This window comes from Sphingomonas sp. J344 (assembly GCF_024700005.1).
GTDB lineage: Bacteria > Pseudomonadota > Alphaproteobacteria > Sphingomonadales > Sphingomonadaceae > Sphingomonas.
The window spans coordinates 735,429-752,091 of the sequence record NZ_JAJONB010000001.1; the positions used below are offsets into that span (position 1 = coordinate 735,429).

At 68.0% G+C, this 16,663-nt stretch carries 7 protein-coding genes and 5 pseudogenes; 5 read left to right on the top strand and 7 right to left on the bottom strand.

Features of this window, described 5'->3' with window-relative positions:
- Window positions 1-11: 11 nt before the first annotated feature.
- The 5 genes and pseudogenes from LRS12_RS19890 to LRS12_RS03735 form a co-directional block, all read right to left on the bottom strand.
- A pseudogene (locus tag LRS12_RS19890) lies at window positions 12-724 on the bottom strand (biosynthetic peptidoglycan transglycosylase); the annotation flags it as partial.
- Between the two features lie 84 nt (window positions 725-808).
- Window positions 809-6,565 carry an alpha-2-macroglobulin gene (locus LRS12_RS03720; protein ID WP_257843376.1) on the bottom strand — a complete coding sequence of 1,919 codons (5,757 nt, stop codon included), beginning with the start codon at window positions 6,563-6,565 and terminating at the stop codon, window positions 809-811.
- A 214-nt stretch (window positions 6,566-6,779) separates the two neighbouring features.
- Window positions 6,780-7,503, bottom strand: a pseudogene (gene phbB, locus LRS12_RS03725) (acetoacetyl-CoA reductase).
- A gap of 30 nt (window positions 7,504-7,533) precedes the next feature.
- Window positions 7,534-8,547, bottom strand: coding sequence for a ferrochelatase (gene hemH, locus LRS12_RS03730; RefSeq protein WP_257843377.1), 1,014 nt, complete (start codon window positions 8,545-8,547; stop codon window positions 7,534-7,536).
- 4 nt (window positions 8,548-8,551) lie between these two features.
- Window positions 8,552-10,768: pseudogene (locus LRS12_RS03735) on the bottom strand (molybdopterin cofactor-binding domain-containing protein); the annotation flags it as partial.
- A gap of 146 nt (window positions 10,769-10,914) precedes the next feature.
- Here LRS12_RS03735 and lgt point away from each other — a divergent pair.
- The 5 genes and pseudogenes from lgt (at window position 10,915) to LRS12_RS03760 (ending at window position 15,580) form a co-directional block, all read left to right on the top strand.
- Window positions 10,915-11,801, top strand: a pseudogene (lgt, locus tag LRS12_RS03740) (prolipoprotein diacylglyceryl transferase).
- A 50-nt stretch (window positions 11,802-11,851) separates the two neighbouring features.
- Window positions 11,852-12,915: pseudogene (locus tag LRS12_RS03745) on the top strand (class I SAM-dependent methyltransferase).
- A 57-nt stretch (window positions 12,916-12,972) separates the two neighbouring features.
- The gene (locus LRS12_RS03750; RefSeq protein ID WP_257843378.1) at window positions 12,973-13,371 is read left to right on the top strand and encodes a GNAT family N-acetyltransferase; all 399 of its coding nucleotides are present in this window, start codon (window positions 12,973-12,975) and stop codon (window positions 13,369-13,371) included.
- 57 nt (window positions 13,372-13,428) lie between these two features.
- Entirely contained in the window at window positions 13,429-14,199 is a 771-nt protein-coding gene (gene pgeF / locus LRS12_RS03755) for a peptidoglycan editing factor PgeF (RefSeq protein WP_257843379.1), read from the top strand.
- A gap of 58 nt (window positions 14,200-14,257) precedes the next feature.
- Window positions 14,258-15,580 (top strand): cystathionine gamma-synthase family protein, encoded by a 1,323-nt coding sequence (locus tag LRS12_RS03760; RefSeq protein WP_257843380.1) that lies wholly within the window; start codon window positions 14,258-14,260, stop codon window positions 15,578-15,580.
- A 30-nt stretch (window positions 15,581-15,610) separates the two neighbouring features.
- Here the strand turns inward: LRS12_RS03760 and LRS12_RS03765 are convergent, their stop codons facing one another.
- Together LRS12_RS03765 and LRS12_RS03770 are read right to left on the bottom strand one after the other, a co-directional pair.
- Entirely contained in the window at window positions 15,611-16,132 is a 522-nt protein-coding gene (locus tag LRS12_RS03765) for an alpha/beta hydrolase (RefSeq protein ID WP_257845419.1), read from the bottom strand.
- Window positions 16,075-16,545, bottom strand: coding sequence for an esterase family protein (locus LRS12_RS03770; protein ID WP_257843381.1), 471 nt, complete (start codon window positions 16,543-16,545; stop codon window positions 16,075-16,077). Before LRS12_RS03770 ends, LRS12_RS03765 begins: the two co-directional genes overlap by 58 nt.
- Between the last annotated feature and the right edge of the window lie 118 nt (window positions 16,546-16,663).

Sequence of the window (16,663 nt, forward strand, 5' to 3'; positions counted from 1 at the left end):
CGGGTCAACGCATCGGGTGTCTTGCCGAACAGCCCTAGAGCCGCGGCACCGATCCCCTGCGCCTCACCGCGAAACCCGGCGAGGTTCAGATAAGCGTCAAGGATCTGATCCTTGCTCCACCCACGTTCCAGCGCCGCCCCCGCGCGCATCTGGCGCAGCTTGTCCATGAACCCGCGCGATCCCGGCGCGGCAAGATCGGGCGACAAATAGGCCGCAACCTGCATCGACAGCGTCGACGCCCCCGCGCGCGTCTGCCCTCAAGCCGGTCGCGGATCGCCCCGGCGACCGCCCACCAATCGACGCCGTCGTGGTCGCGAAACCGGCGGTCCTCTGCCTGCGCGATCGCCGTCACCGCTTCAGGCGAGATCTTGTCGAGCGGCGTCCATGCCAGCCGCCGCGCCTGAAAATCCACCCGCGAACTGTCGAGCAACCGCCCTTCGCGGTCGTACAGCCACGCCTCGGACGGCTTCCACCCCGCCACCGTCGTGCGATGCGACGGCAATGGCGGCGGCAGCGTCGCCCAATCGACCGCGACATGCACCCCGGCGAGCGTCAGGATCGCCGCCACCGCAATGCGCGGCCCGGTCCACCACGCGCGATGCGTGACGGCTTCGGCGCGGGTCCACAGGCCGTGAAGCCGGTGCCAGAGCTTTTCCACCCTCGTCACCCCGGCCTTGTGCCGGGGTCCACCGGGAGGCGAGCGCGAAGCCAGAGCCTGGAGCATCGGACGTGCGGCGAAGTGGACCCCGGCAAAAGGCCGGGGTGACGACGAGATGTCTGCTTACGCATCACACCGGACCCACAAATCTCACCGCTGCGCCACCACCATCGGCTGGTTCGGCACCGCCGCGCGGATCTCGGGCGAGTACATCGCCTCAACCCGGCTCGGGGGCAGCTGCAAGCGGCCCGCTGCATTGAGCCGCATCGCATAACTCACTGTATGCGTCCCGCGCGGCATCCACGCGAAATAGCCGCGCCACGCATCGCGCCCGCGCTCGACATAGCTTGCGCCGCCGCCGCCCGTGCCCTCGGCCAGCATCTGCGATTGCCCGCCCAGCGATCCGATCACTGTCGCGCCCGCCGGAACCGGATCGCTGATCACCACCCAGTTGCGGTCCGCACTCGCCTCGACCGTCAGCGTCACCTTGAGCACGTCGCCGCGCGTCAGCACGCCCTTGGTCTTGGCCTGTACCATCTCGACCTTGCGGGTGAGCTTGTAGCCCGCGTTGAGCGTCTGCGTCAGCGGCACCGCCGCCTTGACCTGCACGCTCGCCCACGGCCCCGCCCCACCGGCCTGGCTCAGCGCCAGCGGCGTCTGCACACGCGGCAGCGCGAACAGCAGGTTGCGCTGAGGATCGGGCAGCGGCCACGCCCGGGTCACGGTCTGCATCCCCAACGTCGCGGTCGTCACGCCCGCGACTTCTGCCGCCGGATAGACCCCCTCGAACTTGCGCGCGGCGATCACGCCCCAGGCATTGGCGGTGGTCGTATCCCAATGCCCGCGTTGCTGGCGCAGCGCCGCGCCGACCATCATCTTCGGCCCCTCGCCCTGAAATGCCGGGCGGCCCAGCGTCGCGACCAGCGCCTTGAGCACCGATTCGTCGCCCGACGCCATCAGCCACCACGGCACATTGCCCTTGTCGACCAGATCGATCCGCGTCCCTTCATAGTTGAGCCGCGTCTTGAGCACCGCCTCACCCGCAGCGCGCAGCTGCGCGCCATTGGCAAGCCCCGGCACCCGACCCAAAGCCGCGAGATAATCGGCCAGAGTCGATGTCGGCATGTCCTGCGGCGTGATGCCCAGTTGACCCAGCATCCCCGCATTCGCCGCGCCCTGCCGCGCCAGCGCCGCGAACGCCGCGACCTTTTGCAGCCGGACATCGCCATAGTCGTCATGCCGCAGCCGCCCGTCGAGCACCGCTTTCAGCGCCTCGATCATCCGGCTCCGCGACGCTTCTGGGATCGGAAGGCCCGCTTCCGCCGTGATCGACAGGATATAGCTGGTCAGCGCCTCCGACCCGCGCAGGCTCTCCGACGGGAAGTATCGCAGCAAGCCATCGCGATCGAGATAGACCGGCATCTCGCCCGCCAGCCGGTTCCACGCACCCATATCGCCCAGCACCACCGCCTGCGACGTGCGCTGCTCGAAACAGCCATAGGGGTATGCCGCCATATAATCGCGCACGCCCTGCAATGGCGGGACCAACGTCTCGGTCAGCCGCACCGTCACGCTCCCCACACCCGGCAGCGCGCCAGCAGGTGGCGCGATCGATATCGGCCCACCCTCGCCCACGCGCGCCAGCGTCGCGGCCCAGGTTTCGATCGGCACCGCCGGCGCAATGTCCTGCGTGACCGTCACCGCATCGACCGCCTTGCCCGATTCGTCGCGGGCGGTGACCTTCCACTGCAGCTTCTCGAAGCCCTTGGGCGCGGTCAGGTTCCACGCGATGGGCACCGCGCCCCCGGCAGGAATCTCGACCGTCAGGTCGCGCCCGGTCGCCACCTTGGGCGACAATTCGACCTTGGCGGTGACCTTCATGGCCTTGTCCGACCCGTTGCGCAGCGTGAAGCCCGCCGAGAAGAAGTCGCCGTCGCGCACCAAAGGCGGAATCCCGGCAAAGATGCTCAGATCCTGCGCGGTGCGCACCGCCGTCTCGCCCATGCCGAACGTCTGGCCATTGTCGCCGGTCGCGACCGCAACCAGCTTGAACGCGGTCAGCGCATCGCTCAGCGGCACATCGACCTGCGCGCGCCCCTGTGCGTCGAGCGGCACCTTGCCGCGCCACAGCAGCACCGGCTGGAAATTCTCGCGATTGAGCGCCGACAGATCGCCGCCGCCCCCGCCGCCCGCCTCGACCGCCTTGCGCCCATAGTGCCGCTTGCCGACCACCTGAGTCTGCGCGGTAGAGGTCAGCACCGACAGCGGCCGCTCGCCCATCATCGCTTTCAGCACATCCAGGCTCTCGTTGGGGGCGAGCTGGAGCAATGCCTCGTCCACCGCCACGAACGCGACATCGGCCTTGGGCGCGACGCTGCCATCGGGGTTGTTGACCTGCAATGCCACCTTCGCGGTGTCGCGCGCGGCATAGCTCGCCTTGTCCGCCTTGACGGCCACCGCCATGCGATGCCCTTCCCAGCCGACCTTGATCTTGGCGATGCCCAGCCGGAAGCTCGGCTTGGCCAGATCGACCAACGCCGTCGGCTTGGCCCCTTCACGGCCGAAGAAGGGCAGGTTCCAGCGCCGCGCCAGATCCGCCCACCACAGTTTCCACCCGCCGACGCGCCCGCGCACCGCCATCACCGACACGAACACATCGGGGGCATAGACGCCCTTCAGCGGCACCTCGACCACCGGATTGTCGCCCGACAGCTCGGTGACGAAGCTCGACAGCACGCCCTCACGCTCGACTGTGACAAGTGCCGTGGCCTGACGGAACGGCATCCGCACCTGGAATCGCGCGGTATCGCTCGACTTGTACTCCTGTGCCTCTGCAATGACGTCCATCCGGTCGCCATTGTCCCCCCCGAACCACCAGTCATCCTCCCCCGCCAGCCACACCGACGTCGTCGCCCGCGCGACATTGCCCGCGCTGTCGGTGGTGGTCGCCACGACATGCACCTCGCCCGATACGCCCGGATCGATCGAACATTGCGCAAGGCCAAGTTCGTCGGTCCTCGCCGAACAGGACGCGCCGATCCTGGTCGTGCGCATGTTGTTTTCGTACGCGTAGAAACCACCGATCAGCCGCCGCCGCGCGGTCAGGATTTCGCGGCTGTACACCGCGACCTGCACGCGTTGGCCCTTCAACGGCTTGCCCTGCGTATCCAGCGCGACGAAGCGCAGCCGCAGGTCGTCCTCCTTCATCAGCCAGCCATCGGTCTTGACGCCCAGCTGCACGCCCGAACCGAACAGGGTGATGCCGCGCGATGCCGTCAGCACCTCGCCATTCGCGTCCTGATAGTCCATCTCGACCCGCATCCGGCTGTTGCCGGTCAGCGTCTGGGGGATGTCCACGCTGGTCCGCGCGGTGCCATCCGCGCCGAGCGTGACGGGCAGCGTCTGCATCGGTGGCAGCTGCGTCGAATCCTCTTCCTCGCCATCGCCGTTGAGCGGCTTGGTCCCCTCCTCGATCGCGCGGCCACCGAAGGTATAGCCGTCCCACCCATCGGGCGTGTCGCTCTCGTCATAATAGCCGATGCGCAGTTCGACCGGCAGGTTCGACGCCCCGCCGCCCGAGAGGTACCCGACGAACAGATCGAGCGGCAGCGTCTTGGGCCGCACCGCCGCTTCCTTTGGCCCGGCGACCGACGCCTTCATCGTCGGCAGCTTGTACTCGTCGACCTTGATCGACTGGCTGGTCCAGACCGTCTCCTCGCCGCCCTTGCCGTCCGATTTGACGAATTGCAGGTTGTAATCGCCCATCGGCGCACCCTGCGGCACGTTCCACTGGCTCTCGCCGCTACCCATCGCGCTGATCGCCACCGGCAGCTCGAATTGCGTGTCCGATCCGCTGTGCGACAGGCGCAGCTTGCCGCTGAACCCGTCGGGGAACACGAAGCCCGTCGCCACGGGGCGACGCAGGATATGCTTCATGTTGACGCTCTCGCCCTGGCGGACCAGCGCGCGGTCGAACACGGTATGGACGATGTCGCTCGCGGCTTCATAGCCATAGCGCAGATCGAAGTCGTACGGACGGATGCCCTCGCCCCACGCGGTCAGCGTGAAGCTCATGTCATCGCCCTTGCGCGCCGACACCATCAGCGGCGGTGATGCGCCATCGTCGCACCCGCCCCAGCTTTGCGGCTCGGGAATCCCCTCGACCACCGCCAGTCGCCCATATTGATCGGTCTTGCCCGTCGCGAGCGATCTGCCCGAACAGCTGTCGGTCACACGCACATCGGCGCTCGCCACCGGCTTGCCGCTGTCGAGCGCGGTGACCCACACCAGCGAACCCTCACGGCCCCATTTGAAATGCACCGCCATGTTGGTGACCAGCGCGCCCGCGGCGACATAGCGCGGCGCATCGCGGCCAAGCAGCGCCTGGCCCAATTGCGGCGACGCCAGCTCGACGACATAGAATCCGGGCTTGCCCAGCGGGATGCCGACGACCTCGAACTCCTTGCCCTTGCCGGGCAGCGCGATCGGCTGGAGCGCGGCACCGACATTGCCGGTCAAAATCGACTTGGCCCCGGTCTGGTTGATCGTGACCGTCTCGGACCCGCGCTTGACCTCATCGCTCTTGTAGTCGTCCGCCTCGTCGATCGTGCGCAGCCATTTGGCGATCACCCCGTCCGATGCCTCGACGCGCAGATGCTGGCCCGCGACGGTCAGCCCCTTGCCCTGCAGCGACGGTTCGACGTTGCGCACGGTGACGGGCAGCACGCCGCCCTCCTTCGCCTCGATGATCCCGAACGGCGCAGCGAATTTCACCAGCGGCGGCGCTTCGTCGAAGCGGACCTCGAGCGGGAAGCGCTGGCCGTTGGCCAGCACGCGCCCGCTTTCGTCCTTCAACCCCTCGGGCAGCACCACCTTGGCGGTGGTCGATGCCGGCAGCGGTCCAGCAAACTTGATGTCGCTCACCGTTTTGGCGCGCTTGTCCTCGTCGCTCAGCGCAGGGACGAGTTGCTTGCCATCGGGCAGCGCGATGCGGATTGCCTCGGCCTGCTCGCGCGGGATGCGCGCAGAAAAGCGGACCCATGCCTCCTTGACCGGATTGCACCCCGCCTGCGGATTGACCCGCGAACATTCGAAGCGCGCCTCGAACGGCTTGCGCACGGTAAAGTCGAATCGCTGGTCGGCCCCTGCGGTCTTGCCGCCCGCTCCAGCAACGCCCGCGCCCCACACCAAAGACACATCACGCCCCGGCGGCAGCGGCCGTCCGCATTTCAGCGCTACGACATTGGACAGCACCTTCGCGCGATCCTCGGCCTTCTCCGGCAGCGCCTCGGCCATCCCGGCATCGCTCAGGAAGTTGCGCACTTCCCAGCGCTTGGGGTTCAGGTCCTGCAGCAGCTTGCCCGGCACGTCCTCGGCGAGCAGTTCGACCGGAATCTTCTCGCCGATCCCCTCAACCGCGCAATAGGCGTTGGCCGCGACCGACTGGCGGGTGGCGGGCATGTTGGTCCCGATCAGGAAGACCTGATCCTCCTCGATCTCCCCGCCCCAGCGTTGCGGCAGCATCGCCTTGACGGTCGGTCCACCGGCATCGACGGTAAACTCGCGCTTGCCCGACACGGCATAGCCCGCGACGCTCTTCAGCTTCTCTCCAAGCGTGATCTTGCACGTCGTCCCGCCCGGCAACGGGCTGGCGAACTCCCAGACATAGGTTTGCTGATCGACCCAGCGCCCCTCGCCGCCGACCGCGCACGCGACCTTGATCGGGGACGCCGCGCGCGGATCGCCCAGCGGCACCATCGGCTGGCTGAAGCGCAAGGTGTAGCGCTCGATCGCGCCGCCGCCCATGCCGGGGGTGGCGAGCACCACCTGCGGACTCGAATCACCCCATGCCGCGATCGGCGTCAGCGCCAGTGCGAAAACAGCGGCCGCGCGTGCGAGGTGCTTCATCGAACCCACTCCCCCCAGTCAGGTTGCGGGCCGGAGCCTACGCGCCTTGGAGCCGGAGTCCAGTGTCAGTACGCGTCGTCGGGCTGAAACAGCAGCACGGGCAAAACCCGCGCCTGGCGTCGGACGGGTTCCGCTGCGCGGCCCCGCCATCCGGGCGGGGCGCTGCGCCGATTGCTCGGCGCACCGGGGGCGGGCGTGGCCGCCCCTGCGCCCCTCAGTACATATGCTGCCCGCCATTGATGCTCAGCGTCGAGCCGGTGACGAACCCGCCCTCTTCCGAGCACAGGAACGCCACGCCGCGCGCGATTTCGTTCGCCTGGCCCAGCCGCCCGACCGGGATCTTCGCGACGATCTTCTCCAGCACTTCCGCCGGAACTGCAGCGACCATGTCGGTGTCGATATAGCCCGGCGCGATCGCGTTGACCGTCACTCCGGCACGCGCGCCTTCCTGCGCCAGCGCCTTGGTGAATCCGTGGATGCCGCTCTTCGCTGCGGCATAATTGACCTGGCCGTACTGGCCGGCCTGGCCGTTGATCGACCCGATATTGACGATGCGGCCCCATTTGCGGTCACGCATGCCAGGGGAACACGCCCTTGGCCATGTTGAAACACCCGCCAAGATTGGTGTCCATGACCTCCTTCCACATCTGGTAGGTCATTTTGAGGATCGTGCCGTCGCGGGTGATGCCGGCATTGTTGACCAGCACGTCGACCGGCCCCAGCGCCGCCTCGACCTCCGCAATGCCCGCCTGGCACGCATCATAATCGGCGACGTCCCATTTGAACGCCTTGATCCCGGTCCGCTCGGTGAATTCCGCCGCGCGCTGGTCGTTGCCCGCATAGTTGGCGGCGACGCTCATACCCATGTCGCGCAGCGCCACGCTGATCGCTTCGCCGATGCCGCGCGTGCCGCCGGTTACGATCGCTACCCGTGCCATGAACCTCTCCCGTGTTGGTTGGCCTTATGGCTAGGTTAGCTCCGCCCAGCCTGCAAGCTCCGATGCGACGATGCTGCGCAGCATCGCGATGCCCGGCGCACTATCGTTGAGACATGACAGATAGGCGAAATGCGTTCCGCCTGCCTCGACAAATGACTCGCGTCCCCGGATCGCCAGCTCCTCCAGCGTCTCCAGACAGTCTGCGGAAAAGCCCGGCGCGACGATCGCAACCTTCTTTACGCCCTTGCCCGGCAGCTCCTCCAGCACCGTGTCGGTTGCCGGCTCCAGCCACTTCGCCCGGCCAAAACGCGACTGGAACGTCACGGTCAGTTCGCGGCCCAGCGCTTCGCCCAGCAGCCGCGCAGTCTTGCGGCAATGGCAGTGATAGGGGTCGCCCAGCTCCAGCGTCCGTTGCGGCATCCCGTGAAAACTCGCCAGCACGGCATCCGGCTCGAAATCGAGCGCGGCCAGTTGCCCTCGCACCGATTCCGCCAGTGCCGCAATATAGCGCGGATCGTCATAATAGGGCGGCAGCGTGCGGATTGCGGGCTGCCAGCGCATCTTCGCCAGCGTCTCGCCCACCTTGTCCACCACCGTGGCAGTGGTTGCGGCGCAATATTGCGGGTAAAGCGGCGCAATCAGGATGCGGTCGCAGCCATAGGCTTTCAGCCCGCACAGCCGGTCGCCGATGGCGGGCATGCCATAGCGCATCGCCCAATCGACCATCACCTCGGGCGTCGCACCCGCGAACGCGACTTGCAACGCCTCGGCCTGGCGCCTGGTGATCGCGGCGAGGGGTGACCCCTCGTCGGTCCACACCTGCCGATACGCATGCGCAGACTTCACCGGGCGCGTGCGCAGGATGATGCCGCGCAGGATCGGCTGCCAGATCAGCGCCGGTATCTCGACCACCCGCCGATCCGACAGAAATTCGCCCAGATAACGTCGCACCGCACCCGCATCGGGCGCGTCGGGCGTTCCGAGATTGACCAGCAATACGCCGACGATCCCGCTCGGCGCGAGCGGATGCTTCTCGGGAATCATTCGCCCCCGGAATCAGTGGCAGCTGGCGCAAGCGCACGCCCGTAGCGGCATGGATCGCATTGGCGATGGCGGGCGCGACCGGCGGCACCGCCAGCTCGCTCACCCCGCCCGGCTCGGCTTCGCTCGCGATCAGCTCGATCATGATCTCGGGCGTGTCGGACAGGCGCGGCAGATCGAGATCGGCGAAGCCCCGCGCATCGGCCATATTGCCGGTAAAGCCGGTCGTGACCCCCAGCGCCCCGGCCATGCCAAAGATCAGTCCGCCCTCGATCTGCTGCTGCACCACATCGGGGTTGACCACGCGACCGCAATCGACCGCCGCGACGATGCGGTCGACCTTGATCCGCTGGTCGCCGCCGACCGACGCCTCGACCATCACCGCGATATAGGATCCGCGAAAGGCGTGGCACGCCAGCCCCTGCCCGCTCCCCGCAAGACCACCCTGCCATCCGCCCAGCGTCGCGACGGTGGACAGGCACCGCGCCAGCCGCGGCTCGCCGCCCAGCATCGCGATGCGGAAGCTGTGCGCCTCGATCTGCGCGACATGCGCCAGTTCGTCGATGAAGCTTTCGGTGAAGAACGCGGTCGCGCCATGCGATCCCGACCGCCAGTAACCGGTCGGAACGCCGATATCGGCCGGGTGGTGATCGACGGCCAGATTGGGAATGCGATAGGGCGGGCGCGCCCCTGCCACTGCCGCCGGGTCGCCACCGCCCGCCAGCGCAAGCCCCGCCGCAATCGCATTGTCCCCCGCCATCAGCCGCGCCGCCAGCTCATGCCCGCTCGCCGGCGCCGCGATCTTGGCGAGCCACCCCGCCACCGCGCCGTTCGCACCGAGCCGCGCGGTCATCCGCGCCGCCGTCGGCGCCCGATAGCGATCGTGCAGACAGGTCTCGCCACGCGACCAGGTCAGTTGCACTGGCTTGCCCACCTCGCGCGCGATCAGCGCGGCCTGCTGTGCGACCTGATGCTCCAGATTCTGCCCGAACGATCCACCCGCGAATACCGGGTGGATGATGACGCTCGCCGGACTGATTCCCAGCACCTCCGCGACCGCCGTGCAGGCAAGGCCCGGTGCCTGGGTGGCCATCCAGATGCGGCAGCGACCGTCGGCAAAGCTCGCCGTCGCCGCCATCGGCTCGATCGCGGCGTGCAGCGCCACCCCGACGCGGTACTCGGCGGTGACCACTCGCGCGCCCCTGAACGCGGCGGACAGATCGCCCTCCGACTCCATCCGGGCTCCGTCACCATTTAGAGCTGCGTCGAGCGCCGCCTGGATCGACGCGCTGTCGACCCTGGTCGCGACTTCGAATTTCGGCTTCATTGCGTCGAGCGCGCGCTGGGCCGCCCAGCTGTTGTTGGCAACTGCAGCGACCCAGCGCTCGTTCTTCACGACATGCAACATGCCGGGGACGGTGCGCGCACCTGCCTCGTCCAGCGCGGCGAGCTTGACCGTGCCGATCGGCCCCTGCCGAACTGCGGCAAAGACCATGTCGGGCAGGCGGATGTCGGCGGCAAAGGTCGCGGTGCCGTTGACCTTACCCGGCCCGTCGAGCCGCGGCGCGGCCTCGCCCCGCAGTCGCGTGCCATCGCCCTCGCGCAGGGCCAGGTCGGCGGGTACGTCTTCACCCGCTGCGTCCGCAGCCAGCTCGCCGAACCCGATCTTCTGCCTGTCATGGACGACAAAGCCGTTGGCAGTGTCACATGCGGTCCAGTCGACACCCCAGCGCCGCGCCGCCGCCTGGCACAGCATCGCCCGCGCCGCCGCGCCGGCCTCGCGCAGCGGCCCCTCGAACGCGCGCATCGACGTGGACGCGCCCGTCAGCATCAGCGCGGTGCGCCGCGCATGAGTCGCGCGCAGCCGGTCGGGCAGGACAGCCGGGAACAGCTCGCCTGCGGCCATCGCATTGGCATAGAGCGGGCTCAGCGGTGCCTGTTCGACCCCCACCCGTCGCCAGTCCGCGCCCAGCTCATCGGCGACGATCTGCGGCAGGGTGGTGAACACGCCCTGTCCATATTCGCATTGCGGCACCGCCACGGTGACCTGCCCGTCAGGCGCGATCTTCAGCCACGCCCCGAACCCCGCCTCGCCGTCTCGCAGCGGCAGATTGGGCAGATAGGTGCGCGGCCATGCCGCCCACGCGACGACCAGCCCGATCCCCGCTCCGCCACCGATCAGCAGCGTGCGCCGGTCGATCCCTTTCAAGCCCTTGCGCTCCATTCGGTTCGTCTAGCGGGGCTGATACCGCTGCGCCACTCCCCAATCCTCCCCCGCCAGGGGGAGGATAAACTGAACCCCATCCCGCCCCTTGGCCCCGGCGTCATATCCCGATAGGACAGCGCCGAACTCCCGGGGAGAGCCCAATCGTGATCCTGACCGCCGCCGCGCAAGCCGCATCCCATATCCAGTTCAGCGATCTCGGCCTGCATCCGGTCGCGCTCGACCTCGGCTTCTTCCAGCTCAAATGGTATTCGCTCGCCTATATCGCGGGCATCCTGGTCGGCTGGTGGTACCTGCTCAAGCTGCTTGCACAGCCGGGTGCGCCGATGGCGCGCCGCCATGCCGACGACATGGTCTTTTATGCCACGATCGGCATCATCGTCGGCGGGCGGCTCGGCTATGCGATCTTCTACCAGCCGGCGCTGTTCCTCGAGCCGATCAAGCTTCTCCAGCTCTGGGAAGGCGGCATGTCCTTCCACGGCGGCGTGCTCGGCGTCACGCTCGCGATCCTGTGGCTGTGCCGCAAGGAAAGCTCAACTGGCTCCGCGTCCACGACTATGTCGCCTGCGCGGTGCCGTTCGGGCTGCTCTTCGGCCGCCTCGCCAATTTCGTGAATGGCGAGCTGTGGGGCCATCCGACGACGATGCCATGGGGCATCGTGTACGATCATAATGGCGTCCAGCCGACCGGTGAGACCTTCGCGCGCCACCCCAGCCAGCTCTATGAGGCAGGGCTCGAGGGCCTCGTCGTCGGCCTGGTCCTGTGGTTCCTGTTCTGGAAGACCGACGCGCGCTATCAGCCGGGCAAGCTCGTCGGCACCTTCATCCTCGGCTATGGCCTGTCGCGCTGGTTCGTGGAATTCTTCCGCGAGCATGACGCGCAGTTCGACGGCACGATCTTCGCGACGCCGGGGCTGCACATGGGCCAGCTGCTGACGCTGCCGATGATCTTCGGGGGCCTCTACCTCATCGCCACCGCGAAGAAGCGCCGCGAACGGGTCGAACCCTTTGCCGGCGACCAGACAATTGCATGAATCTCCCTCCCGCTTGCGGGAGGGGTCGGGGGAGGGCATGTCGCCAAGCGATGACCGAACAGGCTAATCCAGACGGCCCGCTGCCCGAGCGGATCGCCCGCGCCATCACCCTGGCCGGGCCGATCCCGCTGTCGCAATATATGGGCGCCGCCAACACCCATTATTACGCGACCCGCGATCCGCTCGGCACGCGTGGCGACTTCACCACCGCGCCCGAAATCAGCCAGATGTTCGGCGAGCTGGTCGGCCTCGCGCTCGCCGACCTGTGGGACCGCGCCGATCGCCCCGACTGCCATTATGTCGAGCTTGGCCCGGGGCGCGGCACGCTCGCTGCCGACGCCTTGCGCGCGATGCGCAGCGCGGGCCTGACGCCCCCTGTCCATTTTGTCGAGAACAGCCCCGCGCTGCGCGCCGAACAGGCAAAGGCGGTGCCGGACGCCGAATGGTCGCTCGATCTGGTCGGCATTCCCGACGACAAGCCGCTGCTGGTCGTCGCCAACGAATTTTTCGACGCGCTTCCGATCCGTCAGCTGGTCAAGACGCAACAGGGCTGGCGCGAACGGCTCGTCGCCTGTCAGGACACGCTGTTCATCCCCGTGATCGGCAACACCATCTTCGATCCGATCATCCCTCCGCAATTCCGCGATGCAGAGGACGGATCGATCCTCGAAACCTCGCCCCCAGTGTCGCAATCCTGCGCGCCCTCGCCGCGCGATTGCTGCAACAGGGCGGCGCGGCGATCGTGATCGACTATGGCTATGCCGGGCCCGCGATCGGCGACACGCTTCAGGCGGTGCGCGGCCATGCTTACGTCAATCCGTTCGAGGACCCGGGCGAGGCCGACCTCACCGCCCATGTCGATTTCGGCACGCTGATCGAAGCCGCGCGGGTCGAGGGGCTGGAGGCCTATGGCCCGGTACCACAGGGCGCATGGCTCCGCGATCTCGGCATTGAACCGCGTGCCGATGCCCTCACCCGCTCCTCGCCCGACCGCGCCGCCGACATCGCCGCCGCCCGCGACCGGCTGACCGGCGACGACGCGATGGGCGAATTGTTCAAGGTCGTCGCGCTGACCGCTCCCGGCTGGCCCATCCCTGCGGGGTTCGGGGAATGAGCGCCGTCCTCACGATCGACACCCCCACCCCCCGCGGACGCAATCGCACTCGACGCGATGGCGGAGGCAAGCTGGCGCGACACCTTCGCCCATTTCTACAAGCCCGAGGATCTCGCCGCGTTCCTGGACGAGAGCTTCGGTCCAGAGGGCCGCCTGATCCGCGACCTCGCCAACCCGGCAATCACCTGGGCCATCGCGCGCCTCGACGGCACCATCGCCGGCTACGCAAAGATGGTCCCCCCGACCCTCGAACAGGCCCAGCCGACCGACGCCCAGCTGTCGCAGCTCTATGTCGCCACCGACTGGCATGGACGCGGCGTCGCGCACGCACTGATGGATTGGGCGATGGCCACCGCCCCGCGCGCGCCACGCACCCGCGCTGCTGCTGACCGTGTTCGAGGAAAACCACCGCGCGATCGCCTTCTACGCCAAGTTCGGTTTCGTCCATGTCGGTGACTATGCCTTCCCGGTCGGCCGCCAGATCGACCGCGACCTCGTGATGCGGCTCGCGCTGTGAGCGAAGCGCTCACCATTCTGCGCGCCACCACCCTCGACGGCATCGCGCACGGCTTTATCGGCCGCACCGGCGGGGTCACGACCGGCCCCACCGCCAGCCTCGACATGGGCCGTCGCGGCCTGCCCCCCACGCCCGAACTGATCGAGAACCAGCGCCGCGTCATCGCCGCCGTCGCGCCCGACAGCCGCCTCGCCACCGTGCATCAGGTCCATTCTCCCGACGCGGTAATCGTCGGCGACGACTGGGACGAGGACAGCCGCCCGCACGCCGACGCGCTCGTCGCCGACCGCCCCGGCCTGCTGCTCGGCATCCTCACCGCCGATTGCGCCCCCGTGCTGTTCGCCGACCGCACCGCCGGCGTCGTCGCCGCCGCGCATGCGGGGTGGAAGGGCGCGCTCCACGGCGTCACCGACGCGACACTCGCCCGCATGGAAGAACTCGGCGCCGACCGCAGCCGCATCGCCGCCGCGGTTGGCCCCTGCATCGCCCGCGCGAGTTACGAAGTCGACGACGGCTTCCTCACCCGATTCGCCGCCGCCGATCCGGCCAACGAGCGCTTCTTCACCCCCGGCAAGCCCGGCCACCACCAGTTCGACCTCGAGGCCTATGTCGTCCACCGCCTCGCCGCCGCCGGGGTGCGCCGGGTCGCGGCGCTCGGCGCGGACACCTATGCCGATCCGGCGCGTTTCTTCAGCTATCGCCGCGCCACGCATGAGGGCGCACCCGATTACGGCCGCCAGATCAGCGTGATTGGATTGACGGGGTAGCGGAACGGTGCGACGGCAGCGGTAACTAGTTACATCTGATACCAGGAGCGGACGCACCATGACCGACAAGCCGGGCAAGCCCACCGAAGCCGATCTCACCGGTGCCGAACCGCGCCGCCGTCCCAAGCCCTCGGCCGACACGATCGGCAATCGCAAGCTCAGCCCCGCGACGATGATGATGGGCCACGGCTATGACCCGATGCTGTCGGAAGGTTCGCTGAAGCCGCCGATCTTCGCGACCTCGACCTTCGTCTTCCCCAACGCCGCCGCCGGCAAGCGCCATTTCGAAGGCGTGACCGGCAAGCGCCCCGGCGGCGCCGAAGGCCTCGTCTACTCCCGCTTCAACGGCCCCAATCAGGAAATCCTCGAAGATCGCCTGGGCGTGTGGGAAGAGGCGGAGGACGCGCTCGCCTTCTCCTCCGGCATGTCGGCCATCGCCACCCTGTTCCTCGCGATGGTCAAGCCCGGCGACACCATCGTGCACAGCGGCCCGCTCTACGCTGCGACCGAAACGCTGATCGCGCGCATCCTCGGCAAGTTCGGCGTGCACTGGCTCGACTTCCCGGCCAGCGCGACCCGCGAAGAGATCGACGCGGTGCTCAGCAAGGCCGCCTCCGGCAATGTCGCGCTCATCTATCTCGAAAGCCCCGCCAACCCGACCAATGTGCTGGTCGATGTCGAGGCCGTCGCCGCCAGCCGCGACGCGATCTTCACCGGCGCCAACAAGCCGCCGATCGCGATCGACAACACCTTCCTCGGCCCGCTCTGGGCGCAGCCGCTCAAGCAGGGCGCCGACCTCGTCGTCTATTCGCTCACCAAATATGCCGGCGGCCATAGCGACCTCGTGGCGGGCGGCGTGCTGGGGAGCAAGGAGCTGATCAACACGATCCGCCTGATGCGCAACACCATCGGCACGATCTGCGACCCCAACACCGCCTGGATGCTGCTGCGCTCGCTCGAGACGCTCGAACTGCGCATGAGCCGCGCGGGCGAGAATGCGGTCAAGGTCTGCGAATATCTCCGCACCCACCCCAAGGTCGAAAGCGTCGGCTATCTCGGTTTCCTGCCCGAGGGCAGCCGTCAGCGCGACATCTACGACCGCCACTGCACCGGTGCCGGATCGACCTTCTCGCTCTACCTCAAGGGCGGCGAGAAGGAGGCGTTCGCCTTCCTCGATAGCCTCAAGATCGCCAAGCTCGCGGTCAGCCTCGGCGGCACCGAAACCCTCGCCAGCGCCCCCGCCGCGATGACCCACCTCTCGGTCCCCGACGCGCGCAAACAGGCGCTCGGCATCACCGACAATCTGGTGCGCATCTCGATCGGCGTCGAAAATGCCGACGACCTGATCGCGGACTTCGAGGAAGCGCTGAAGGCGGTGTGAGTCTTTTGTCTGAAGGCGGCACCGGCCCGCTCAGCGGCGGCGGTCGAGAAATCCGAGCGGAATGTCGATCCGCTCGCGCCACGCCCGCTCATTGTGGTCGGTGCCGGTGAAGCTGCGCAGCTCATAGGTTTGCCCACGCACCCAGCCGATCGTCGGCAGCATCGCGTCGATCGCCTCGGCAAAGGGCGGGTAGGACGCGTCGAGCCCGGCAGTGCCATGGTCGAGATAGACGCGATTGCGCTTCGGATCGAACCGGCTGCCCGACAGCCAGGCGCGGAATGCCGCCGCCACCGCCTGCGGCCCCTCGGGCGGGCGGTTATGCGCCGCCATCGGCGCGGTCAGCGGCAAATGGATCGACAGGCACGCCGCCTGACCGAACACGTGCGGATACTCCGCGATCGCATAGAGCGAGATCAGCCCGCCCATTGACGATCCCATCACCGACGTGTCGGCCGGACCCGCCAGCGTCCGAAAACGCTTGTCGATCGCCGGCTTCACCTCCTCGACGATGAAGCGCAGATAGGCATCGCCCAGCAACGGCCCGTCCGCCATCGCCAGCACCGCCGCACGATAGGCTTCGGGCAGATGCGCCGCGACCTTTGCGGGAAATATTCGCGATACCGCGCCGGCGTGTTGACCATGCCCACGACGATCGTGTCGCGCAGGTCGCCGCGCGCCGCCATCCGCGCGATTGCCTCGTCCACCCCCCACTCCCCGGCAAAGGCGGTCTTGCCGTCGAGGATATTCTGCCCGTCATGCATGTAGATGACGGGAAAGCGCGCCGCGCGCCGCCGGTCATATGCCTCGGGCAGCCACACGATCACCTTGCGCGGCGCGACATGGCGCGACGGAAAGGGGTCGATCTCGACGATCCGCCCGCCCGTCACCTGCGCCGCCGCAGGCAGCGCCACCAGCCCCAGCCCAGCCAGCGCGCCGCCCAGCACATCGCGCCGCATGACCTTCATTCGCCTCTCCCTTGTCGTTCCCCCGAACCTATCAGGCCGCACGCGCAACGGGAGGATGCATACGAATGCAATGACCTCGGCAGTGCCCTTTCCCATCCGGACATGATCGCCTACGCCG